This is a genomic window from Bradyrhizobium sp. BTAi1 (genome assembly GCF_000015165.1).
In the GTDB taxonomy this organism is placed as follows: domain Bacteria; phylum Pseudomonadota; class Alphaproteobacteria; order Rhizobiales; family Xanthobacteraceae; genus Bradyrhizobium; species Bradyrhizobium denitrificans.
In genome coordinates this window covers 4567811-4589337 of the sequence record NC_009485.1, presented here as the reverse complement: position 1 = coordinate 4589337, position 21527 = coordinate 4567811, and the positions used below count along the sequence as shown (strand labels likewise).

Genomic DNA, 21527 nt, shown 5'->3' with positions numbered 1-21527 from the left:
GGTTGCAACGCGCTGGTGTGAACAAAACTGGAACAATGGCGGTTCTCCTGCTATATGTGGATAAGCAACGAGAAAACGGGTGGCTGGCGCGGCAACCGTATAGGGTCCGCGCCGAGAGGACGGGCGCGCCAGCCTGCACCGGGAGGCCGGTGGGATGACCGGCCCAGTGATGAGATAACCGCGGGAGAGTGTGATGGCGGGTAGCGTGAACAAGGTGATTCTGGTCGGCAATCTCGGGAAGGACCCGGAGATCCGCCGCACGCAGGACGGTCGGCCGATCGCCAATCTGAGCATCGCGACGTCGGAAACGTGGCGCGACAAGGGAACGGGCGAGCGCAAGGAAAAGACCGAGTGGCACCGCGTGGTGATCTTCAACGAAGGTCTCTGCAAGGTTGCCGAGCAATATCTGAAGAAGGGCGCCAAGGTTTACATTGAGGGCGCGCTGCAGACCCGCAAATGGACCGACCAGAGCGGAGTCGAGAAGTACTCGACCGAGGTCGTGCTGCAGGGCTTCAACTCGACGCTGACGATGCTCGATGGCCGCGGCGGTGGCGGCGGCGGCAATTTCGCCGACGACATGGGTGGCGGCGATTTCGGCAGCAGCGGCCCGTCGATGGCGCCCCCGCGCCGCGCGGTGGCTTCGGCTGGCGGTGGCAGCCGCAACAGCGACATGGACGACGACATTCCGTTCTAAGGTCACGCTCCCAGGAATGCGCCCTGCCGCCGATCACGGTGGCAGGGTGTCCATCACCTTTTGCAGTGGGGGCGGACGCACAGGCGCTCGCCAGATCGGCGCGGTTGTCGTGATCTCGATCGCCTCGTCGTCGGACCCGTGCATTTCGATCTCCAAGCCGCGGTCGCGCTGGTCAGCCTCGTCGTAGGCACTGATCCAATCGGTGGCTTCTTCAGCGCCGGTTCGGAGTTCGGCACGACGATCAAGAGCCATAGTCCAACTGGACCACAACGGTTTGGCCGAGCAGGTCTGAGGGCCTGCCGGATCTGGCCGCGGATGTCGCGCCCGGCGAGATGGACCGGCTTCACGTCGGGCTTTTCGTCGCCGGTCGTCGCGCCGTGCGGAGCACGTGAATCGTGGCTGTGGCAGGACGATGTCAAGGGCGCCTGCGGCCGGCTCCCAAGCGAGGCGCGGTGTCCTCGTTAAGTAACTGGAAATGCGACAAAAAAATCCTTCGGGCTGGAGCGTCGGGGGGTGGCCTGCGGCGCAGCGATGCGCTATATGATTCCACGCGATTTTCGCGTGTCAAAACCGACCGGTATCCCCTTTGTCCGATCAAGAAGATGAGAAGCCCGGCGAGCCGGGCGGACCTTCCGACATTCGTCCCGTTTCGATCCTCGATGAGATGAAACGCTCCTATCTCGATTACGCCATGAGCGTGATCGTGTCGCGAGCGTTGCCGGATGCGCGCGACGGCCTGAAGCCGGTGCACCGGCGCATCCTGTATTCGATGTACGAGCAGGGGCACACGCCCGACAAGAAATACGTCAAGTCTGCGCGCGTGGTCGGTGACGTCATCGGTAAATACCATCCGCATGGCGACCAGTCGATCTATGACGCCATGGTGCGCATGGCGCAGGACTTCTCGATGCGCGTGCCGTTGATCGACGGCCAGGGCAATTTCGGCTCGGTCGACGGCGATCCGCCTGCGGCCTATCGATACACCGAGGCGAAGCTCGCCAAGTCGGCGATCCCGCTGCTCGACGACATTGACAAGGATACTGTCGACTTCCAGGCCAACTACGACAACTCCGACAAGGAGCCGTCGGTTCTCCCGGCCAAGTTCCCGAACCTGCTGGTCAACGGTGCCGGCGGCATCGCCGTGGGCATGGCCACCAACATCCCGCCGCACAATCTCTCCGAGGTGATCGACGCCTGCGTCGCGCTGATCGACAATCCTGCGATCTCGATCGACGAACTCACCCAGATCATTCCGGGTCCGGATTTTCCGACCGGCGGCATCATTCTCGGCCGGGCTGGCATCCGCAGCGCCTATCATCTCGGCCGCGGCTCGATCATGATGCGCGGCAAGGTGACCATCGACACCATCCGCAAGGATCGCGAGGCGATCATCGTCTCGGAGATCCCGTATCAGGTCAACAAGGCCACCATGGTCGAGCGCATCGCCGAACTGGTGCGCGAGAAGAAGATCGAAGGCATCTCCGATCTGCGCGACGAATCCGATCGCGACGGCTATCGCGTCGTCATCGAGCTGAAGCGCGACGCTGTGGCCGACGTGGTGCTGAACCAGCTCTACAAGTTCACGCCGCTGCAGACCAGCTTCGCCGCCAACATGCTGGCCCTGGACGGCGGCCGTCCGCAGACGATGACCTTGAAGGATCTGCTGACGATCTTCGTCGCGTTCCGCGAGCGGGTCGTCACGCGCCGGACCAAGTTCCTGCTCAACAAGGCGCGCGACCGCGCCCACATCCTGGTCGGTCTCGCGGTCGCCGTCGCCAATATCGACGAGATCATCCGCGTCATCCGGACCTCGCCCAATCCGACCAGCGCGCGCGACGCGCTGATGTCGCGTGACTGGCCGGCGCGGGATGTCGAGGCGATCATCACCCTGATCGACGATCCGCGTCACAGGCTCGCGGAAGACGGCACGATCAGGCTGTCATTCGAGCAGGCCAAGGCCATTCTCGATCTGCGCCTGCAGCGCCTGACCGCGCTCGGACGCGAGGAGATCTCCGACGAGCTCGACAAGCTGAAGATCGAGATTGCCGACTATCTCGAGATTCTGCGCTCGCGCGCGCGTGTGCAGGACATCATCAAGACCGAGCTCGCCGCCGTGAAGGCGGAGTTCGGAACGCCGCGCCGCACCGCCATCATCGAGCAGGAGGGCGAGGTCGAGGACGAGGACCTGATCCAGCGCGAGGACATGGTGGTGACCGTGTCGCATGCCGGCTACACCAAGCGCGTGCCGCTGTCGGCCTATCGGGCGCAGCGCCGCGGCGGCAAGGGCCGCTCGGGCATGCAGACCCGCGAGGAGGATTTCGTCAGCCGGCTGTTCGTGGCCTCGACGCATACGCCGGTGCTGTTCTTCTCGTCGCGCGGTCAGGTGTATAAGGAGAAGGTCTGGCGGCTGCCGATCGCGGCGCCCAATTCGCGCGGCAAGGCGCTGATCAACATCCTGCCGCTGGAGCAGGGCGAGCGCATCACCACCATCATGCCGTTGCCTGAGGATGAATCCTCCTGGGCCAATCTCGACGTGATGTTCGCGACCACGGGCGGCAATGTCCGCCGCAACAAGCTGTCGGATTTCGTCGACGTGCGCCGTTCCGGCATCATCGCGATGAAGCTCGATGACGGCGAGGAAATCGTCAACGTGCAGATCTGCACGGAGCGCGACGACGTGCTGCTGACCGCGGCGGGCGGCCAGTGCATCCGTTTCCCCGTCACCGACGTGCGGGTCTTCACCGGCCGCACCTCGATGGGCGTGCGCGGCATCGCCCTGGCCGAGGGCGACAAGGTGATCTCGCTCTCGATCCTGCGCCACGTCGAAACCACCTCGGACGAACGCACGGCCTATCTGAAGATGCGCCGGGCGATGTCCGGCGAGACGACCACGGAGGAGCCCGTCGAGACCGAGGGCGAGGAGGCGGCGGGTGCAATCCAGCTGTCGCAGGAGCGCTACGTGGAGATGTCGGCGCAGGAGCAGGTGGTGCTGACCGTGTCGGTCAACGGCTACGGCAAGCGCACCTCGTCCTACGAGTACCGCACCACCGGTCGCGGCGGCAAAGGCATCGTCGCGATGTCCGTCAACAACCGCAACGGCAAGCTGGTCGCCTCATTCCCGGTCGAGGACAGTGATCAGATCATGCTGGTGACCGACAAGGGCCAGCTGATCCGCTGCCCGGTCGACGGCATCCGTATTGCCGGCCGTTCCACCCAGGGCGTCATCGTGTTCAACACGGCTGATGATGAGCATGTCGTCTCGGTCGAGCATATCGGCGAGGAGACGGAGAACGGCAACGGGACGAATGGGACCGAAGCGGGGAATGGCGAATAAGGGCGAGGGGCGAGTACGGGCAAATGGCGAATAGGGAGTAGTGAATAGGGACGAATCACGTCTTCCCGCTTCGCTATTCGCCTCACTGCGTCCGGTCGACGCCGACCATTCGCGCCTGACCAACGGTCGCCTTGGTGCCGGCGCTGCGCAGGCAGGAAGCTTCGAAATTCGGCCAGGCCTGTTGCGAGCAGTCGCGGCCGATCGGACGGATGTCGAGGCGATCGCCCTTGGCGAGCGGGCGCGGCACGCTGGCTTCGACCTGGGGAGCGAAGCCGGGCACGACGGAGAAGGCGGCGGCCACGAAGCCGGCGGCGGCAACGGCAGAAAGCGCTTTGATCATGACGGACCCCTGTCAGGGCCGATTTCGGCCCGTTGTTCGTTGATGTCTTGTTAACCATCTCGGGTTTCGGAAGATCTTCGCCGCCGCAAAAAAAAGGTTTCGTGGGAGCACGGAACTGTTTCGTGGCGGCTGTTCCGACGAAACAATCAGGACCCGGACTCAGGGGGCCGATCTCTTTTGCTGCAGTCGCCGGTCGGCATCACAGCTCCGCCATCGGGCATGACGGCCAGCTTGCCGGCCTGTTCCGGCCGGTATAGGACGGGCACATGCAACGCATCGCGCTCTATCCGGGGTCGTTCGACCCTGTCACCAACGGCCATCTCGACGTGGTCCGGCAGGCCGTCCATCTCTGTGACCGGTTGATCGTCGCGGTCGGCGTGCATCACGGCAAGAAGCCGCTGTTCTCGACCGAGGAGCGGCTGGCTATGGTCCATGAGGTGTTGGAGCCGGTGGCTGCGGCGGCCGGTTGTGGCTTCGAAGCCTCCACCTATGACGATCTCACCGTCACCGCCGCGCAAAAGGCGGGTGCGATCATGATGATCCGGGGCCTGCGCGACGGCACCGACTTCGACTATGAGATGCAATTGGCCGGCATGAACCAGACCATGGTACCGGGAATTCAGACCGTGTTCGTCCCGGCCTCGGTGGCTGTCCGCCCGATCGCGGCGACGCTGGTGCGCCAGATCGCCGCCATGGGCGGCGACGTGTCTCACTTCGTTCCGGCCGCCGTCGCCGCCAGCCTGAAGGCCAAATTCAACTGATCCGTCGGGCGCTGGCCGCTCGGCGCGGTGCCGGTCTCTTTACAGCCTCACATCTCATCGGAGTTGCCATGATCCGAGCTCTTGCTTTCGTTGTTGCTCTCGTCTTCGCGTTGCCAGCGCTGGCGCAATCATTGCCGGCTGGTCTCGACAAGCAGAATGCGCTGGTCATCGACACCACCAAAGGCCGCATCATCATCAAGCTGCGCACCGATCTGGCGCCGCAGCATGCCGAGCGGCTGAAGACGCTGGCGCGTGAGGGCTTCTACAACAACGTGCCGTTCCACCGCGTGATGGACGGCTTCATGGCCCAGACCGGCGATGGCCAGAACTTCAATGGCACCGGCGGCTCGAAATATCCGAACCTGAAGCAGGAGTTCTCCCAGACGCCGTTCAAGCGCGGCACCGTCGGCATGGCGCGGCGCGGCGACAGCAACGATTCAGCCAATTCGCAGTTCTTCATCTGCTTCGGCGACGCGTCGTTCCTGAACGGCCAGTACACCGTGATCGGTGAGGTCGTGCAGGGCATGGATGTCGTCGACAAGCTCAAGAAAGCGCCTCCGGGCTCGGCCGGCGGAGCCGTCACCGACCCGGACAAGATGGTGAAGGTGCAGGTCGCCTCCGATATCAAGTAGGCCGGCGAGAGCAGGGCACCCGGGCCCAGGCCCGGGTTCCCCTTCCTTTAAGGAACCCTTTGCCACGCGCCGCCCGTTGCATCGACAGGACCGGCGGCTTCAGCTTTAAGCCGGATCGGTTTATCCTGCGCCTGCATCGCCCGGGCCCGTCGTCCCCGGCTCGCCGTCAGAAGGGGTGACGGCCGCACATTGGAAGCTCGACATTTCAGACCCAGGATGCCCGTCCTGACCCCGATTCATCCCTAGCGAACGAGAGACCAGCATGGCTGTGACCGAAAATACCTTGATCCTCGAAACCACCCAGGGCCCCGTCACCATCGAGATGCGCCCCGATCTCGCGCCCGGCCATGTCGCGCGCATCAAGGAGCTCGTCCGCGAGGGCTTCTATGACGGCATCGTTTTCCACCGCGTCATCGACGGCTTCATGGCGCAGACCGGCTGTCCGCAGGGCACCGGCATGGGCGGCTCAGGCAAGAAGCTGAAGGCCGAATTCAACGCCGAGCCGCACGTCCGCGGCACCGCCTCGATGGCCCGCGCCGCCAACCCGGATTCGGGCGACAGCCAGTTCTTCATCTGCTTCGACGACGCCCGCTTCCTGGACAAGCAGTACACGGTCTGGGGCAAGGTCACCGAGGGCATGGACAACGTCGACAAGATCAAGCGCGGCGAGCCGGTGCAGAACCCGGACAAGATCGTGAAGGCGTATATGGCCGCCGACGCGGCTTAAAATAGAGACCCTCATGGTGAGGAGCGTGCGCAGCACGCGTCTCGAACCATGAGGCCGACATCGGGGCCTCATCCTTCGAGACGCGCTACGCGCGCCTCAGGATGAGGATCCCGATTGTCGTTCCAGGACGACGATGCGCACCGACCTGTTCGATTTCCATCTTCCCCCTGAGAACATCGCGCTGCGGCCGGCGAGCCCGCGTGAGGCCGCGCGCATGCTGGTGGTGCAGGGCGATGGCGTGCTGCGCGATCGCATTGTCGCGGATCTGCCGGACTGGCTGGAGCCGGGCGATCAGCTCGTGGTCAACGACACCAAGGTGATCGCAGCCCAGCTCTCAGGCCGCCGCGTCAGCCGCGAGACCGAGGCGAAGATCGAGGCGACCTTGATCAAGCGGCTCGACGGCTCGCGCTGGCAGGCGCTGGTCCGTCCTGCGAAGAAGCTCGCCCCTGGCGATACGATCCGTTTCGGTCATGAGGGCAAGGTCTGCCTGCTCGGCCATCTCGACGCGACCGTCGAGGCCAAGGGCGAAGAGGGCGAGGTGACGCTCTCCTTTGTCTTCCATGGCCCGGCGCTCGACCAGGCCATCGCCGATCTCGGACGGCCGCCGCTGCCGCCCTACATCGCCGGCAAGCGGCCCGCTGATGAGCAGGATGCGGCGGACTATCAGACCATGTTCGCGGCCAAGGAGGGCGCGGTGGCCGCGCCGACGGCCGGGCTGCACTTCACCCCGGCGCTGGAGCAGCGGCTGCGCGCCCGCGGCGTCGGGTTGCAGCGGGTCACCTTGCATGTCGGGGCCGGGACGTTCCTCCCCGTGAAGGTCGAGGACACCGAGGGCCACCGCATGCATGCGGAGTGGGGCAGCCTCTCGGCCGAGACGGCCGCCGCGCTGAACGAGGCCCGGGCCAAAGGCGGCCGCATCGTCGCCGTCGGCACCACGTCGATGCGGCTGTTGGAGAGCGCGGCGTTGCCGGACGGCACCATCGCGCCGTTCGAGGCGGAGACCTCGATCTTCATCACGCCCGGCTATCGCTTCCGCGCCGTCGACATCCTGATGACCAATTTTCATCTGCCGCGTTCGACGCTGTTCATGCTGGTCTCGGCCTTCGCCGGCCTGGAGACGATGCAGGCGGCCTATGCGCATGCGATTCGAAGCGGCTATCGGTTCTATTCGTATGGCGATGCGTGTTTGTTGTTTCGCCAGCCGGACGAGCGCATCGTCGAGCCGTAGCTGATAGCCCGCTGGCGCAAAGGCATTGGCGATCGTGACATCCGGGTGTCGTCATTTCGCGCGGCTCTCCACGTTGCGTCGCTCATGGCAGGCCGTGCTCTCACCACGTCATTGCGAGCGCAGCGGCGCAGCGAAGCAATCCAGGCTGCCGCTGCGGCGGGAGTCCTGGATTGCTTCGTCGCCTTCGGCTCCTCGCAATGACGCGTGGAGATGGCTAAGCCATCACCCGCTCCGGCAACAACTCGGCGATCTGCACGGCGTTGAGCGCGGCGCCCTTCAGCAGCTGATCGGCGGCGACGAACATCGCGATCGAATGGCCGGACGGATCGGACAGATCCTTGCGGATGCGGCCGACCAGCACGTCGTCCTGGCCTGACGCGTCGACCGGCATCGGGAAGTAGTTGTTGGCGCGATCGTCGACGATGCGCACGCCTGGCGCGGTGGCGAGGATGCGGCGGACCTCATCCTCCGAGATCGGCTTCTCGCATTCGAAGGTGATCGACTCGCAATGGGCGCGCAGCACCGGCACGCGGACGCAGGTGACGCCGATCGCGATCCCCTCATCCTCGAAGATCTTGCGGGTCTCGTTGATGACCTTCGTCTCTTCGTCGTTGTAGCCCGTCTCCGGATCAATCGCGGTGTTGTGGCTGAACAGATTGAAGGCGAACGGGTGCGGCATCACCTTGGGCGCATAGACTTGGCCGTTGAGGTTCGCGCGGGTCGATTGCACCAGCTCGTCCATCGCGGCCGCACCGGCGCCGCTGGCGGCCTGGTAGGTCGAGATGATCACGCGCTTGATGCGGTTCTTCTGGTGGATCGGCCACAGCGGCACCAGCGCGGTGATGGCGGCGCAGTTCGGATTGGCGATGATGCCCTTGTGGTCGCGGATGCGGCGGGCGTTGATCTCGGGGATCACCAGCGGCACGTTCGGGTCCATGCGGAAGGCGGACGAATTGTCGACCACGACGGCGCCGGAGCGCACGGCGATCGGGGCAAACTTCTTGGAGATGCCGCTGCCGGCCGAGAACAGCGCAATGTCGACGCCCTCGAATGAGCGCTCATTGAGCTCCTCGATCACGATGCTCTGGCCCCGGAAGCTCACGGTCTGGCCGGCCGAGCGGGCGCTCGCCAGCGCCTTCAGCTTGCCGACGCGGACGTTGCGGCGGTCCAGGGTGGCGATGAACTCGGCGCCGACCGCGCCGGTGACGCCGACAATGGCAATGGTGGGATCGTGGGGCACGTCTCAGGTCTCCGGTTGAAATTTAGGCAATAAAAAAGCCCCGGACCTTCATCAGGCGGGGCTTCGGTTCGAAGATGGTCGCGATCGAGGTCGATTACGCGCGCACGCCTCCCGAGGCCCGCAAGGGCTTGGTGGTTTTCGTCGTGCGTTTGGTCGAGGTCGACATGGCGGGGGACCATAGGGGCGTGAGGCACCGCCGTCAACGGCCGCGAGGGGCCGAACTTGTGCCGATCGCGGTTGAATCCGGGGCCGTCCTGACGCAATAAGCCGGCCATGAGCTCCCCCGGCACCGAACTCCCCAATCATTTCGAACTTCTCGGCACGGATGGCGCGGCCCGCACCGGCCGGCTGACCACGCCGCATGGCGTGGTCCGGACTCCCGCCTTCATGCCCGTCGGCACGGCCGGCGCGATGAAGGGCATTCACTGGCGCGACGTGCGCGACGCCGGCGCCGACATCGTGCTCGGCAACACCTATCATCTGATGCTGCGTCCCACGGCCGAGCGCATTGCTGCGCTCGGCGGCCTGCAGCGCTTTACCGGCTGGGGCGGACCGATGCTGACCGATTCCGGCGGCTTCCAGGTCATGTCGCTGTCGGCCCTGCGCAAGGTCACGGAGCAGGCGGTGACGTTCCGCTCGCATATCGACGGCGCCAAGATCGAATTGTCGCCGGAGCGCGCCATCGAGGTGCAGCGGCTGCTCAACTCGGACATCGCGATGCAGCTCGACGAATGCGTGCGGCTGCCGGCCGAGCCTGCTGATATCGAGCGCGCGATGCGGCTGTCGCTGCGCTGGGCGGAGCGCTGCCGTCGTGCCTTCGAGAGCGCGCCGGATGGCTATATGCTGTTCGGCATCGTGCAGGGCGGAGATGTGCCCGCGCTGCGCGTGGCGAGCGCCGCGGCGCTGGTCGACATCGGCTTCCATGGCTATGCGATCGGCGGTCTCGCGGTCGGCGAGCCGCAGGCGGTCATGCTGGAGATGATCGAGGCGACCGTGCCGGCGCTGCCCGGTGACCGCCCGCGTTATCTGATGGGTGTCGGCACGCCGGATGATCTGCTGGAGTCGGTGAAGCGCGGTATCGACATGTTCGACTGCGTGCTGCCGACCCGCAACGGCCGGCATGGCGTCGCCTTCACGCGCTTCGGACCGGTCAATCTGCGCAATGCGCGCCACGCCGATGATCCGCGTCCTCTCGATGAGGAAAGCCCGTGGCCGCCGGCGCGCAGCTATTCGCGCGCCTATCTGCACCATCTGATCAAGGCCGGCGAGGCGCTCGGCGCGACGCTGCTGTCGGAGATCAACATCGCCTATTTCCAGCTGCTGATGGCCGGAATGCGCGCGGCGATCGCGCAGGGCCAGTTCGCGGATTTCTACGCGCGCACCAAGGCGGATTGGACGCGCGGCGACATTGCACGGATCTAGTTGCGCGGCCTTCTGCAAGGCCGCAACGCGCTTCGGCGTACGTCACCAAGCTGCGTGGCACGCCGCCGGGATTTTCAGTTGCAGGCGAACCGGCTTTTTACCGCGTGCTTGGTCACGAAGCCATAGCCGCAGGTGTCGCAGGTCCAAAGGTAGCTGATCGCATTGTCGGCCAGATAGGCCGAGGCCTCGGCAGCAATCATGGAATCGGCGCAGACTGGACATGTCGGCAGATCGCAGCCGCGAGGATCGGGGCGGGGCGTTGCGGTCGACACGAGATCAGCAAGTGCTGACATAGTGACCTCCTGGGCGATCTTTTCTTGTCGAACTTTGCAGGCGCAAATAGATTGCAGTTCAGGCACGAAACGAGGCTCAAAGTTACAACCGGCATCTCCGTCTGACTTCGACTATAGACTGATTTGTTTGACTGTGTCGCAACACAAATGCGTTGGTTTGGCGAAATTTAACAACAAGTTGTTGTGCGTCGCGACGATCAGGCCATCGTGGAAACGTGCTTGCGCAGTGCAGCAGCCTCGTCGAAGATGAACGGACGTGGAAGAGTGTCGCAGTTGCGCCGGAGTGCGCGAGGGGTGAGATCATGGAAACAGCAGCCGCAACGCCGCGTCCCGGGCGTGGACGTGTATTTGACTCAATTGTCGATGCCTTCGGCAACACGCCGATTGTGCGGCTGCGAAAGCTGCCGGAGCAGCACGGAGTCAAAGCGACGATTCTCGCCAAATTGGAATATTTCAATCCAGCCGCCAGCGTGAAGGACCGCATCGGCGTCGGCATGATCCTGGCCATGGAGCAGGCTGGCGTGATCAAGCCGGATACGGTGCTGATCGAGCCGACCTCCGGCAATACGGGCATTGCGCTGGCCTTTGTCGCGGCAGCGCGCGGTTACAAGCTGAAGCTGGTGATGCCGGAATCGATGTCGATCGAGCGGCGCAAGATGCTGGCCTTCCTCGGCGCGGAGATCGTGCTGACCCCGGCGGCACAGGGCATGAAGGGCGCAATCGCCGCCGCGGAAGAGCTGTTGCGAACCACACCGAACTCGGTGATGCCGCAGCAGTTCAAGAACCTCGCCAATCCGGAGATCCACCGCCGCACCACGGCCGAGGAGATCTGGAACGACACCGCAGGCAACATCGACGTGTTCGTCGCCGGTGTTGGCACCGGCGGCACCATCACCGGCGTTGGCCAGGTGCTGAAATCGCGCAAGCCGGGCCTGAAAGTGGTCGCCGTCGAGCCGGAGGAGAGCCCGGTGCTGTCCGGCGGTCAGCACTCGCCGCACAAGATCCAGGGCATCGGCGCCGGCTTCGTGCCTGATATTCTCGATCGCTCGGTGATCGATGAGATCGTCAAGATCAACAGCACGACCGCGATCGAGACCTCGCGTGCGCTGGCCCGCAATGAGGGCATCCCCGGCGGCATCTCCTCGGGCGCCGCGATCGCGGCGGCGATCGAACTCGGCAAGCGGCCGGAGAATGCCGGCAAGACGATCCTGGCGATCGTGCCGTCGTTCTCCGAGCGCTATCTGTCGACCGCGCTGTTCGAAGGGATCTGATCATGGCCGACCAGCCGCGGCGTCCACGGACCCTGGCCGACGCTCGCACCGAGGCGGAAGCCGCTTTCAAGAAGGTCACCACGAAGCCGGTGGAGGCGCCGCCGAAGAAGGCGGCCGTCCCCGGCGTGCGCGAGCAGGTGACCTTGCGGATTGATCAGGACGTGCTGGAGCACTTCCAATCCGAAGGCCCGGGCTGGCAGGACCGCATCAACGCCGTCCTGCGCAAGGCCGCGGGTCTGTAGCGCGATAACCAAGTCCCCGGCTTAGGCGTCGGACGGCTGACTCTCTGGCTCGGCCGGTCGCGGCCGCGCCTGCTCTGCACGCCTTCGGTCACAGGTCAGTGGTGAGGCAATGTGACCGCTTCCGCGCGGCTGATCGCCCCGATGACCGCCGAAGGTCATGGCGGCAGATCACGCGAGGCATTTGCGACACCCCGTCGCATGATCGCAGCGATATATTGGCGCAGCACACGTCTTGGTGGAACTTTTTCTTCTCACCGCCTCGATCCTGATCTACTGTCGTCGAACGTGTTCTTCCATTGTCTCTTGCGTTTCCATCCGGCTACGCGGCGATGTTGTTCAGAGCAAGCCTCTGCAGCGGTCGTCTGCAATGCCTTAATTGTCCCGACTGAGCGATTTCGACGCCTCTCCGGGAGCGTTTCATGAGCGCCGAAGCTGAGCTTCCGGTTCGTGTGCTGCTCGTCGAGAGTGGTCCAGCGAGCGGGCAGGTGGTGCGGGATGCGATCACCGGCCCCTCGATGATGGATGGCTGCGAATTGGTGACTGTTGCAACAGTTGCGGAAGCGCAAGCCATCTTGACGCACCAGCCCATCGACCTGGTGGTGTTGGACGTGGACGATTCCGACGCGCACAGCGTCTTGGATGTCGGCAAGCTCAGAGCCGCTGGCCAGGATATCCCGATCATTGTCGTCAATGGACCGGCCAATGCTGATAGCGCCGCGGCCTATGCTGGGGCTGGAGCTCGTGATTACCTGCCCGGAGCGGAGACCGGACCTTCGACGCTGCGGCGCGCGATGATCTATGCGACCGCTCGGCGCCGCAAGGATCGTATCGAGGACAACAGGCGCTCGCTTGCCAATGATCGGGACTTGTCCTCGGCCGGCCGCGTCACCAGCGTTTCGGCGCATCTGGCCGGACACGGGTCGATCCGGGAGCGCAGGCCTGAGGCCTTCGGTGACCTCGTGGAGCAATATCTGCACCTGTTTCGCGAATACCTGGACCCCAGCGGTGAGCCTCATGCTCGTCCGCTCCGCATGATGGAGAGGATTGCGACATCGATTGGCGATGAAGGCGGCGGGCCGCGCGATCTCCTCGATCTTCACGTTGTGGCGCTCGAGAGGGCGATCGGCGGGACGACCGTCGAGCGGACGAGCACGCTGGTGTTCGAAGGCAGGCTGCTTGCGCTCGAGATGATGGGACTGCTGGTCGACTATTACCGGCTCGGGCATCGACGCCGCATCGCACCGGGAGACAGGGCATGACCCTGCAACTCGGATTGTTCATCACAGGTCAGACATCGAACTCGCTGCGCGCGATGGAAAACCTCCGCAGGATCTGCCAGCACGAGCTGAACATCCCCTGCGAGATCGACATCATCGACGTGCTGGAGCATCCGCAGATCGCCGAGGACGAGAAGATCGTCGCGACACCCACGCTGGTGAAGCGCCATCCCGGCCCGGTGCGAAAGATCATCGGCGATCTCAGCGACACCAGGAAGGTCCTGCTCGGGCTCGGGATCCTCCAGAATTCGTCCGCGGGGCGTATGGGAAAGGAGGAGGGGGCGGGGAATGAGCGCGAGTAGGGCTTTCGAACTTGAGAAATTGCGCACCGGCATCGCCGGATTCGATCAGATTTCGAACGGTGGCCTGCCACTGAATCGAAGCACGCTGGTCTCCGGCACAGCCGGCAGCGGAAAGACCGTGCTCGCGCTGCAGTTTCTCGTCATGGGCGTGCAGACCTGTGCCGAGCATGGCGTCTGTGTCACGTTCGAGGAGGCTCCAGAGGACCTGATGCGCAACGTCGCGTCGTTCGGCTGGGACTTCGAATCCTTGAACCGGAACGGCCAGATCGCGATTGTTGATGCCACGCCGGAGCAGGGCGAGGAGATGGTCGAGGCCGGCGCCTATGATCTCTCGGCGCTGATGGTCCGGATCGAGAATGCGATCCGGAAGGTCAATGCGAAGCGGGTGGTGCTGGATTCGGTCGGCGCGCTGTTTCCGCAGTTCTCGGACGCCAATGTGGTGCGCCGGGAACTGCACCGCATCGCCAGCGCGCTGCGGCTGCTTGGCGTGACCACGATCATCACGATGGAACGTCTCGACGAGGATGGCGGGCTGGCGCGCTTCGGCGTCGAGGAGTTCGTGGCCGACAACGTCCTGGTGCTGCGCAACCGGCTCGAGCAGGAAAAGCGCAGGCGGACCATCGAGATCCTGAAATTTCGTGGCGCCACGCATCAGAAGGGCGAGTATCCGTTTACGGTCGACCACGCCGAGGGTGTTACGATTATTCCGCTCTCGGCCATCGAGCTGAAGCAGCGCTCGAGCGATCTCCGGGTATCCTCCGGCGTGCCCGAGCTCGATCAGATGTGCGGCGGTGGCTTCTACCGCGACTCCATCATTCTGGTGAGCGGAGCCACCGGCACCGGCAAGACGCTGATGGTGACGCATTACCTGAGGGCCGCCATCGAGCGCGGGGAACGTGCGCTGTTGATCGCGGCGGAGGAGAGCCGGGAACAGTTGACCCGCAATGCGTCGAATTGGAACGTCGATTTCGATTCAGCGGAGAAGGAGGGTCTTCTCCGCATCATTGCCAGATACCCCGAGACCATGGGCCTGGAGGATCACCTGCTCTACATCCAGCGGGAGATCAACGAGTTCCAGCCGAGCCGGATTGCGGTCGACAGCCTGTCGGCCTTCGAGCGCGCGGGCACGCCGAAATCCTATCGAGAATTCGTCATTGCGCTGACGAGTCATATCAAGAAGGTCGGGATCACCGGGCTTTTCACCAACACGACATCGATGCTGATGGGCGGCGCGTCGATCACCGAGACCCATATCTCCACCATCACCGACATGATCGTGCTGCTGCGCTACGTCGAGCTCTATGGCGTGATGCGGCGTGGCCTGGCGATCCTGAAGATGCGCGGCACGCAGCACGACAAGGACATCCGCGAGTATGTCATTGACGGTCACGGCATGCATCTGGTCTCCACCTTCCGCGACGTGCACGGAATTCTGACGGGGGCTCCCACCTACATGTTTGCACGCGAGCGCGACCATCTTGCCGAGATGTTTGGCGGATCGCAAAGCGAGCTCTAGGCAGGGACATCCGACATGGACGCATCAACCTACCGAGTGCTGGTGATCGGCGGCGAGGCCGCGGCGCCCCTGCTCGCGGCGGGAGGAAGTGAAGGCGGCGACAAAGCCGAGTTCGACCTGAGCCGGGCATCGACGATCGCGGAGGCGCGCCGCAGGCTCGAAACAGCCTCCTACGACACCATCCTGATGAACCTGGCGTCCTCGCAGGTCGCTGCCGCCTTCCCGGAGGAACTGTACGCGCTGGCTTCCGCGAGCCCCGTCGTGCTCTTCAACCAGTCCGCGGACGGGCACGACGGTGCCGGACAGGCCCGCCTCAGACTGCCGCTTGGCGCGCCCGCGACGCGCGCGTTGTCGGCGGAAAGTCATCGTCACTTCGGCCAGTTGCTCGAGGCCGTGCCGGACGCGTTGATCGTCACCAATCAGGACAACGAGGTCGCCTTCGTCAACCGGGCGGCCCATGAGCTGTTCGGAAAGGCGCGCGACGACTTCATCGGCGAACGCGTCAGCTTCGCGGTCAGCGAAGGCGCGGTTTCGGAGATCGAGGTCTATCGCGGTAAGGACGTCCGGCGCTGCGAGCTGCGCGTGTCGCGATGCGAATGGGAGGGGGCGCCGGCGCAGCTTCTTCTCATTCAGGACGTGACCGAGCAGAAGCGGCTAAACGAGGAGCTTCGGCAGTCTCAGAAGATGGAGGCGGTCGGGGTGCTCGCAGGCGGGATCGCCCACGACTTCAACAACCTTCTCGTCGTGATGATGATCTATGCCGAAATGCTGCGTGAGGAATGTCTCGGCGACGATCCGCGGTTGCCGGATGTCATGGAGCTCATCAAGGCGATTGAACGAGGCCGCGATCTGACGCGGCAGCTGCTGGCTTTCTCGCGCAAGCAGCCGGCGACCCCGACCTTGCTCGATCTCGGCGCCACTCTGGCGGATCTGCAGAAGATGTTTCGCCGGCTGCTGCCCAGCAATATCGAGATCAGCATCGATGTCGAAGAGCAGAGCTGGCCCGTGATCGCGGATCGGGTGCAGGTCGAGCAACTGATCATGAACCTCGCTCTCAACGCCCGCGATGCGATGCCCTCGGGCGGGCAGCTGACGATCAGGTTGGCCAACAGGACGATCCAGTGCGGCGACGAGGGCATGGAGCCGGGCGACTATGTCATGATGACGGTGAGCGACACCGGCACCGGGATTCCTCCCGATGATCTGGATCGCATCTTTGATCCGTTTTTCACGACCAAGGTCCGCGGCGGCGGCACCGGACTCGGACTTGCGACCTGCTACGGCATCGTGAAGCAGGCGGGCGGCAGCATTGCTGTGCGGAGTGCGATCGGCGAGGGGACCAGCTTCATCGTGCTATTGCCGCGTGCGAACGAGACCATCCAGACCGAGGCTGCGCCGGCTCCTCCCGTTCAGCAAGCCAGGGGAGGCGAACGGATCCTGCTGGTCGAGGACAATTCTCTCGCCCAGCGCGCAACAGCGGCGATGCTCACGCGGGCGGGCTATTCGGTTCAGTCCACGAGCAATGGCGAAGAGGCGCTGCGCTTTCTTCGCGAGCATGCAGATGCGGTGGACCTGGTCCTGAGCGACGTGGTCATGCCGCGGCTCAGCGGGCCGGAACTCGCCCGGCAACTGGCCGTTTCGCATCCTGATCTGCCGGTGCTGTTCATGACAGGCTACTCGAACGATCCCATCATCGCTGATGCCGGAGAGCACCGGATCGGCGGCCGGCGGACGATCATGAAGCCGTTCAAGCGCGAGGACCTGCTGGCCTTTATCAGCGACGCCATTGAACGCAAACGTTGCGCCGAGGCCAGCTGACCCGACCGACCGGGCAACGCGTCTTCGGCCGCCTGCAGCCGCGCGGTTGCCGAGATCAGCGACGGAAGGCGCCGCCGAGAATGCCGCCCATCATTCCGCCGATGAAGGCTGCGCCGGCGTCCGGACCGCCGCCGCGATGATGGCCACCACCCCCGCCACCGTTGCTGCGCTGCGTCCGGCGGGCCGGGCGCTCATCCTCGCTGGCGCTTGCCGTGACCGAGGCCGGGATGATCTCGGCGAGCAGGGCCTTGTGCTGCAGCTTGGTCAGATAACCGCTCGACGGATAGCCGCGCGCCGCCTGCCAGCGCTTGAGCACGGCTCGGGTCGGTTCGTCGAACTTGCCGCTGGCCTTGGTGTCGAAGCCGAGGCCGGTCAGGCGCCGCTGCACGTCGCGGCGCTGCCCCTTGTCGAGCCCGATCTGGTCCTCCGTCACCTGGGTGCCCTCTTCGGTGAAGGTCGCGGGATCGACGCCGGTGGTCAGGTTGCGCGTCGTGGTGGACGGGCCATTCTCGAGCGAAGCCACCCGCGCCAGCGCCAGCGATCTGAACTGGCCATTGGGATAGTTGGTCAGATAGGCCTTCAGCTCCTCGGCCTTGTTGGAGTCCTTGACCGAGCGCCAGAACTCCAGCTCGACATCGTTCGCGGGCTGCACCGCCGCGACCGCCGCCGGAACAGTCCCGGCGCTCGGGCCTGCGGGCGCTCCTCCGGCTGCCGGGTTCAGATAGACCGCGCCGATAAGGTTGGTGTGGCCCCATGGCAGCTGGCCCTTGCCGGTCTCCTCGTTTACCTGCGCGCGGACCTGGGTCATGGCCTGCTGGATTTCCAGGCCGGGCTGGGTGATGTGCGCGATCAGAGCCCTGGTGAACGGGCTGTTGGTGCCGGCTTCGCCGTCCAGTGCGGTCTGCCCCGGACCCGTGGCAAACGCGATCAGCGTGCCTTCGCCGGATTTCATCTCGGCGAGGCCGGTCTGCACCGAGACGCTGCGCGTCGATGCGCTCGACCGGATCTTGGCCGCGAATGGATTGTCCCGGCAGGCGTCGAGGAACACCAGCTTCACCTTGGCGTCACCCAGCGTCTGATCGAGCGTCACGTCGACATTGATGGCGGCGCCGAGCTTGGCGTCCATCTCCGATTTGATGTCGGCGTCGATCGGCAGCAGATAATTGGTGCCGGAAATCGCGATGCCGTGACCGGCGTAATAAAACACGGCGACGTCGGCGCCCTGGCTGCGGCGGCCGAAATCGAGCAGTTTCTCCGTCATCTGCTCGCGGTTGAGATTGGTACCCTCGACAACGTCAAAGCCGACATTGCGCAGGGTGACGGCCATGGCCTTGGCGTCAACCGGCGGATTGGGAAGCTGGGCCACGTTCTTGTAAGCGCCATTGCCGACGACGAAGGCCACGCGCCGGTCCGCCGATGCGCTGTCGATCGCAAGCGTAACCAGGACCAGCGCCAAAATGAGCCTTGGAATGAGGCTGATCCCCCGCATCTGAAATCTCCTTGGCGAAGCATAGGCGACGGCTGAAATTCGCCTCCATATCTACACCAAAAAGCCGTGATTGGCCCAGGTCAAATCGGCGGTTGTGGCTGCCTTGTCGGTCGGCAGCAAAAGCCCGTGCCTTGCGGCACGGGCTGACAGCTGTTGTCGAATGATAGCAGGAGAAACTAGCGACGCAGCGCGCTGCCGAGAACGCCACCCATCATGCCGCCGATGAACGCGGCGCCCGCGGCATTGCCGGCGTTGTCCTGCGGCGGCGGGTTGCGATAGACCGGCGCGGCCTGCGGCGGCGGCGCGCCAGCGGCGACATTGCCGGCCGGCTTGGCGCGGCGGGGCTTGGCCTCGTCGCCGACCGCGGCCGTCGCCGGAGCCGGCTGAGGCTCGGCCAGCAGCGCCTTGTGCTGCAGCTTGGTCATGAAGCCGGTCGCAGGATAGCCACGGGCCGCCTGCCAGCGCTTCATGACGGCGCGGGTCTCGTCATCGAACACACCCGTCATCTTGGTGTCGAAGCCCAAACCGGTGAGGCGACGCTGTATGTCACGCCGCTTGGTCTTGTCGAGGCCGATCTGATCCTCACTGACCTGTGTGCCTTCTTCCGTGAAGGTGGCGGGATCGACACCCTTGGCGACGTTGCGGGTCGCGGTATTGATGGCGCCGCTCTCGATCGACGCGATGCGCGCCATCGCCAGTGACTTGAACTGCCCGTTCGGATAGGTCGAGAGATAGGCGTTGAGCTCTTCGGGCTTGTTGGAATCCTTCACCGAGCGCCAGAATTCAAGCTCGGCCTCGCCGGCGACCGGACTTGCGACGACGGCGGCCGGAGTGGTTCCGGAAGAGGCGGTGGTTGCGGCGGGGGATGCGGCCGGATTGAGATACACCGCGCCGATCAGGTTGGTATGCCCCCAGGGCAGCTGCCCCTTGTTGGTCTCTTCATTGACCTGGGCGCGCACCGAGGTCATCGCCTGCTGGATCTCGACGCCGGGCTGCGCGATGTGCGAGATCAGCGCGCGGGTGAACGGGCTGTTGGCGCCGGCATCGCCATCGAGTGCGGTCTGGCCGGGACCGGTCGCAAACGCGATCAGCGTCCCCTCGCCGGATTTCATCTCGGCGAGGCCGGTCTGCACCGACACGCTGCGGGTCGGTGAGTTCGACTTGATCTTGGCGGCGAACGGGTTGTCGCGGCAGGCATCGAGGAACACCAGCTTGACCTTGGCGTCGCCCATCGTCTGATCGAGTGTCACGTCGATATTGATCGCCGAGCCCAGCTTGACGTCCATCTCCGATTTCAGGTCGGCATCGACCGGCAGGAGGTAGTTGGTGCCGGCGATCGCAATGCCGTGGCCTGCGTAATAGAACACCGCGATGTCGGCCCCCTGCGCCTTGCGGCCGAAGTCGAGCAGCTTCTCGGTCATCTTGTCGCGCGTGAGATTGGTGCCCTCGACCACGTCGAAGCCGACATTGCGCAGGGTTGCCGCCATGGCCTTGGCGTCGACCGGCGGGTTCGGCAACTGAGCCACGCTCTTATAGGCGCCGTTGCCGACCACGAAGGCGACGCGACGGTCGGCGCGTGCGGCTTCCGCCGTCAGCACCATGCAGAGCAGGGACAATGTGATGGTGAGAAAGCGCATCAGGAGATCCCCCAACGAATTAGCGAAGCGATCACTTCCGCATTTGTCGCTGCGCGGGCCGAAAAGTCTTGTTCCGATGTAAAAAATCTCGCTTTGGCCGCAAAGCTTTTTGGCGAGTGTTGCGCCGGACCAACGCCAACCACGTGCAGGGGCTGTCTTCCGTGACGAGGATCACAGCGCAGCCAGCGCCTCGGAGGGGTGCTCCGGGACTCAGGTCCCCGCTGAGCGGCTCAATGGAACCGGGCGAGCCGGGGCAGGGCGCAGGTTCAGGAGGTTTCCGGCCAGGATCAGAGCTGCGCCGACCAGCGTGAAGCCGTCGAGCCGTTCCGAATAGACGAGCCAGCCGACGGTGGCCGTCAGCGGCACCCGCAGGAAGTCCATCGGCACGACCACGGTTGCATCGGCATAGAGCAGCGCTCGCGCCATGCAGAAGTGCGAGAACGTCCCGGCAAGCGCGACCACGACGATCCAGCCCCATGCCGTCGCCGACGGCCATGCCCACATCGCGATCGAGGGGGCAAGCCCCGCCATGGCTTGGACCGCGAGCATCCAGAAGATGATCGAGGCGGTCGGTTCGGTGCGGGTGAGGATTTTGACCAGGGCGACCGAAACGCCGAAGCCCACGGCGGCGGCGAGCGCGATGAGCTGTCCCGGGTTCACGGCGCCGGCGTCAGGTCGAACGATCACGACCACACCGACCAGGCCGAGCACGATGGCGATGAGCTTCGAGAACGTGATGCGCTCACCGAGGAATGTCGCTGCCAGCAACGCTGTCCAGATCGGCATCGTGAATTCGATGGCCACGACCTGGCCAATCGGAATCAATGTGAGGGCCAGAAACCAGCCCAGCTGTGCGCCGTAATGGATCAGGTTGCGCACCACATGCAGCGTCAGCCTGGCGGTGCGGAGCTTGGCAAAGCCGCCGCTCAGCGCGATGACCGGTGACAGCAGCACGAGGCCGATGAGACAGCGGAGCTCCATCAGCTCGAACACGTTCAGCTCCCGCATGGCCTCGCGCCCTGCGACCACCATGACAAGCATGAGAGCGAGCCAGCCCGCCATCCATAATGCGGCCGTCATTTTCGAAGCGGAGCGATGCATCAGGCAGCTGTCTTGGAAAGGATCGGGGCGAGGAGCGGAGGGGCTGTATCTCCGCCCCGGTCCGGTCTTGCAAATGTTTTCCACGATGCGCTGCACCAATGGCTGCAGGGAATCGCAGCCCCGACCAAAGCTGTCCGTCGAGAAAAACGTGGAGTGTGGCCCGGTTTCGTCCTAAAGCCACCGCCCCGAAACAGCAGGGCAGA

The 21527-nt window shown here is 64.6% G+C and carries 20 protein-coding genes; 13 read left to right on the top strand and 7 right to left on the bottom strand.

Features of this window, described 5'->3' with window-relative positions:
* Positions 1–193: 193 nt before the first annotated feature.
* Positions 194–694, top strand: a complete 501-nt coding sequence (locus tag BBTA_RS20440; protein WP_012044411.1) for a single-stranded DNA-binding protein — start codon at positions 194–196, stop codon at positions 692–694.
* Positions 695–727: 33 nt separating this feature from the next.
* Here the strand turns inward: BBTA_RS20440 and BBTA_RS20435 are convergent, their stop codons facing one another.
* On the bottom strand, positions 728–946 hold the full coding sequence (locus BBTA_RS20435; RefSeq protein WP_041750793.1) for a hypothetical protein: 219 nt from the start codon (positions 944–946) through the stop codon (positions 728–730).
* A gap of 334 nt (positions 947–1280) precedes the next feature.
* Here BBTA_RS20435 and gyrA point away from each other — a divergent pair, with 334 nt between their 5' ends.
* Entirely contained in the window at positions 1281–4028 is a 2748-nt protein-coding gene (gyrA, locus tag BBTA_RS20430; protein ID WP_012044410.1) for a DNA gyrase subunit A, read from the top strand.
* 82 nt (positions 4029–4110) lie between these two features.
* Here gyrA and BBTA_RS20425 read toward each other — a convergent pair whose 3' ends face one another.
* Positions 4111–4368, bottom strand: coding sequence for a hypothetical protein (locus BBTA_RS20425; RefSeq protein ID WP_012044409.1), 258 nt, complete (start codon positions 4366–4368; stop codon positions 4111–4113).
* A 266-nt stretch (positions 4369–4634) separates the two neighbouring features.
* On the opposite strand from BBTA_RS20425, the gene coaD reads away from it, so the two are divergent.
* From coaD to queA, 4 genes are all read left to right on the top strand, one after another.
* Positions 4635–5129 carry a pantetheine-phosphate adenylyltransferase gene (coaD, locus tag BBTA_RS20420; RefSeq protein ID WP_012044408.1) on the top strand — a complete coding sequence of 165 codons (495 nt, stop codon included), beginning with the start codon at positions 4635–4637 and terminating at the stop codon, positions 5127–5129.
* A 68-nt stretch (positions 5130–5197) separates the two neighbouring features.
* Positions 5198–5761, top strand: a complete 564-nt coding sequence (locus tag BBTA_RS20415) for a peptidylprolyl isomerase (protein ID WP_012044407.1) — start codon at positions 5198–5200, stop codon at positions 5759–5761.
* Between the two features lie 262 nt (positions 5762–6023).
* Entirely contained in the window at positions 6024–6488 is a 465-nt protein-coding gene (locus BBTA_RS20410) for a peptidylprolyl isomerase (RefSeq protein ID WP_012044406.1), read from the top strand.
* A gap of 133 nt (positions 6489–6621) precedes the next feature.
* A complete protein-coding gene (queA, locus tag BBTA_RS20405) occupies positions 6622–7716 on the top strand; it encodes a tRNA preQ1(34) S-adenosylmethionine ribosyltransferase-isomerase QueA (RefSeq protein ID WP_012044405.1) in 1095 nt (364 codons plus the stop codon).
* Positions 7717–7930: 214 nt separating this feature from the next.
* Here the strand turns inward: queA and BBTA_RS20400 are convergent, their stop codons facing one another.
* Positions 7931–8956 (bottom strand): aspartate-semialdehyde dehydrogenase, encoded by a 1026-nt coding sequence (locus BBTA_RS20400; RefSeq protein WP_012044404.1) that lies wholly within the window; start codon positions 8954–8956, stop codon positions 7931–7933.
* Positions 8957–9229: 273 nt separating this feature from the next.
* Here BBTA_RS20400 and tgt point away from each other — a divergent pair, with 273 nt between their 5' ends.
* Positions 9230–10378, top strand: a complete 1149-nt coding sequence (tgt, locus tag BBTA_RS20390; RefSeq protein ID WP_012044402.1) for a tRNA guanosine(34) transglycosylase Tgt — start codon at positions 9230–9232, stop codon at positions 10376–10378.
* Positions 10379–10452: 74 nt separating this feature from the next.
* Here the strand turns inward: tgt and BBTA_RS20385 are convergent, their stop codons facing one another.
* Positions 10453–10671: a hypothetical protein gene (locus tag BBTA_RS20385; RefSeq protein ID WP_012044401.1), complete on the bottom strand. Its 219-nt coding sequence runs from the start codon at positions 10669–10671 to the stop codon at positions 10453–10455.
* 302 nt (positions 10672–10973) lie between these two features.
* On the opposite strand from BBTA_RS20385, the gene cysK reads away from it, so the two are divergent.
* The 6 genes from cysK (at position 10974) to BBTA_RS20355 (ending at position 17097) form a co-directional block, all read left to right on the top strand.
* Complete coding sequence (gene cysK, locus BBTA_RS20380) at positions 10974–11942, top strand: cysteine synthase A (protein WP_012044400.1); 969 nt, start codon at positions 10974–10976, stop codon at positions 11940–11942.
* A 2-nt stretch (positions 11943–11944) separates the two neighbouring features.
* Entirely contained in the window at positions 11945–12184 is a 240-nt protein-coding gene (locus tag BBTA_RS20375) for a BrnA antitoxin family protein (protein ID WP_012044399.1), read from the top strand.
* A gap of 419 nt (positions 12185–12603) precedes the next feature.
* Positions 12604–13443 carry a response regulator gene (locus tag BBTA_RS20370; protein WP_012044398.1) on the top strand — a complete coding sequence of 280 codons (840 nt, stop codon included), beginning with the start codon at positions 12604–12606 and terminating at the stop codon, positions 13441–13443.
* Positions 13440–13763: a circadian clock KaiB family protein gene (locus BBTA_RS20365; RefSeq protein WP_012044397.1), complete on the top strand. Its 324-nt coding sequence runs from the start codon at positions 13440–13442 to the stop codon at positions 13761–13763. Before BBTA_RS20370 ends, BBTA_RS20365 begins: the two co-directional genes overlap by 4 nt.
* Positions 13750–15279 carry a circadian clock protein KaiC gene (gene kaiC, locus BBTA_RS20360; protein ID WP_012044396.1) on the top strand — a complete coding sequence of 510 codons (1530 nt, stop codon included), beginning with the start codon at positions 13750–13752 and terminating at the stop codon, positions 15277–15279. The genes BBTA_RS20365 and kaiC overlap by 14 nt, the downstream gene beginning before the upstream one ends.
* Before the next feature lie 15 nt (positions 15280–15294).
* Positions 15295–17097, top strand: a complete 1803-nt coding sequence (locus tag BBTA_RS20355; protein ID WP_012044395.1) for an ATP-binding protein — start codon at positions 15295–15297, stop codon at positions 17095–17097.
* 55 nt (positions 17098–17152) lie between these two features.
* Here BBTA_RS20355 and BBTA_RS20350 read toward each other — a convergent pair whose 3' ends face one another.
* The 3 genes from BBTA_RS20350 to BBTA_RS20340 form a co-directional block, all read right to left on the bottom strand.
* Positions 17153–18586: a caspase family protein gene (locus BBTA_RS20350; protein ID WP_012044394.1), complete on the bottom strand. Its 1434-nt coding sequence runs from the start codon at positions 18584–18586 to the stop codon at positions 17153–17155.
* Positions 18587–18762: 176 nt separating this feature from the next.
* Complete coding sequence (locus BBTA_RS20345) at positions 18763–20223, bottom strand: caspase family protein (protein ID WP_012044393.1); 1461 nt, start codon at positions 20221–20223, stop codon at positions 18763–18765.
* A gap of 210 nt (positions 20224–20433) precedes the next feature.
* Positions 20434–21324 (bottom strand): DMT family transporter, encoded by an 891-nt coding sequence (locus BBTA_RS20340; RefSeq protein ID WP_012044392.1) that lies wholly within the window; start codon positions 21322–21324, stop codon positions 20434–20436.
* Positions 21325–21527 lie beyond the last annotated feature (203 nt).

What these genes read in the sequence shown, in the direction of transcription:
- cysK (WP_012044400.1), top strand. Translation starts at nt 10,974, where the DNA reads ATGGAAACAGCAGCCGCAACGCCGCGTCCCGGGCGTGGACGTGTATTT.
- BBTA_RS20440 (WP_012044411.1), top strand. Translation starts at nt 194, where the DNA reads ATGGCGGGTAGCGTGAACAAGGTGATTCTGGTCGGCAATCTCGGGAAG.
- BBTA_RS20365 (WP_012044397.1), top strand. Translation starts at nt 13,440, where the DNA reads ATGACCCTGCAACTCGGATTGTTCATCACAGGTCAGACATCGAACTCG.
- BBTA_RS20385 (WP_012044401.1), bottom strand. Translation starts at nt 10,671, where the DNA reads ATGTCAGCACTTGCTGATCTCGTGTCGACCGCAACGCCCCGCCCCGAT.
- BBTA_RS20340 (WP_012044392.1), bottom strand. Translation starts at nt 21,324, where the DNA reads ATGCATCGCTCCGCTTCGAAAATGACGGCCGCATTATGGATGGCGGGC.
- BBTA_RS20370 (WP_012044398.1), top strand. Translation starts at nt 12,604, where the DNA reads ATGAGCGCCGAAGCTGAGCTTCCGGTTCGTGTGCTGCTCGTCGAGAGT.
- BBTA_RS20435 (WP_041750793.1), bottom strand. Translation starts at nt 946, where the DNA reads ATGGCTCTTGATCGTCGTGCCGAACTCCGAACCGGCGCTGAAGAAGCC.
- kaiC (WP_012044396.1), top strand. Translation starts at nt 13,750, where the DNA reads ATGAGCGCGAGTAGGGCTTTCGAACTTGAGAAATTGCGCACCGGCATC.
- tgt (WP_012044402.1), top strand. Translation starts at nt 9,230, where the DNA reads ATGAGCTCCCCCGGCACCGAACTCCCCAATCATTTCGAACTTCTCGGC.
- BBTA_RS20425 (WP_012044409.1), bottom strand. Translation starts at nt 4,368, where the DNA reads ATGATCAAAGCGCTTTCTGCCGTTGCCGCCGCCGGCTTCGTGGCCGCC.
- BBTA_RS20345 (WP_012044393.1), bottom strand. Translation starts at nt 20,223, where the DNA reads ATGCGCTTTCTCACCATCACATTGTCCCTGCTCTGCATGGTGCTGACG.
- BBTA_RS20375 (WP_012044399.1), top strand. Translation starts at nt 11,945, where the DNA reads ATGGCCGACCAGCCGCGGCGTCCACGGACCCTGGCCGACGCTCGCACC.
- BBTA_RS20355 (WP_012044395.1), top strand. Translation starts at nt 15,295, where the DNA reads ATGGACGCATCAACCTACCGAGTGCTGGTGATCGGCGGCGAGGCCGCG.
- coaD (WP_012044408.1), top strand. Translation starts at nt 4,635, where the DNA reads ATGCAACGCATCGCGCTCTATCCGGGGTCGTTCGACCCTGTCACCAAC.
- BBTA_RS20415 (WP_012044407.1), top strand. Translation starts at nt 5,198, where the DNA reads ATGATCCGAGCTCTTGCTTTCGTTGTTGCTCTCGTCTTCGCGTTGCCA.
- BBTA_RS20350 (WP_012044394.1), bottom strand. Translation starts at nt 18,586, where the DNA reads ATGCGGGGGATCAGCCTCATTCCAAGGCTCATTTTGGCGCTGGTCCTG.
- queA (WP_012044405.1), top strand. Translation starts at nt 6,622, where the DNA reads ATGCGCACCGACCTGTTCGATTTCCATCTTCCCCCTGAGAACATCGCG.
- BBTA_RS20410 (WP_012044406.1), top strand. Translation starts at nt 6,024, where the DNA reads ATGGCTGTGACCGAAAATACCTTGATCCTCGAAACCACCCAGGGCCCC.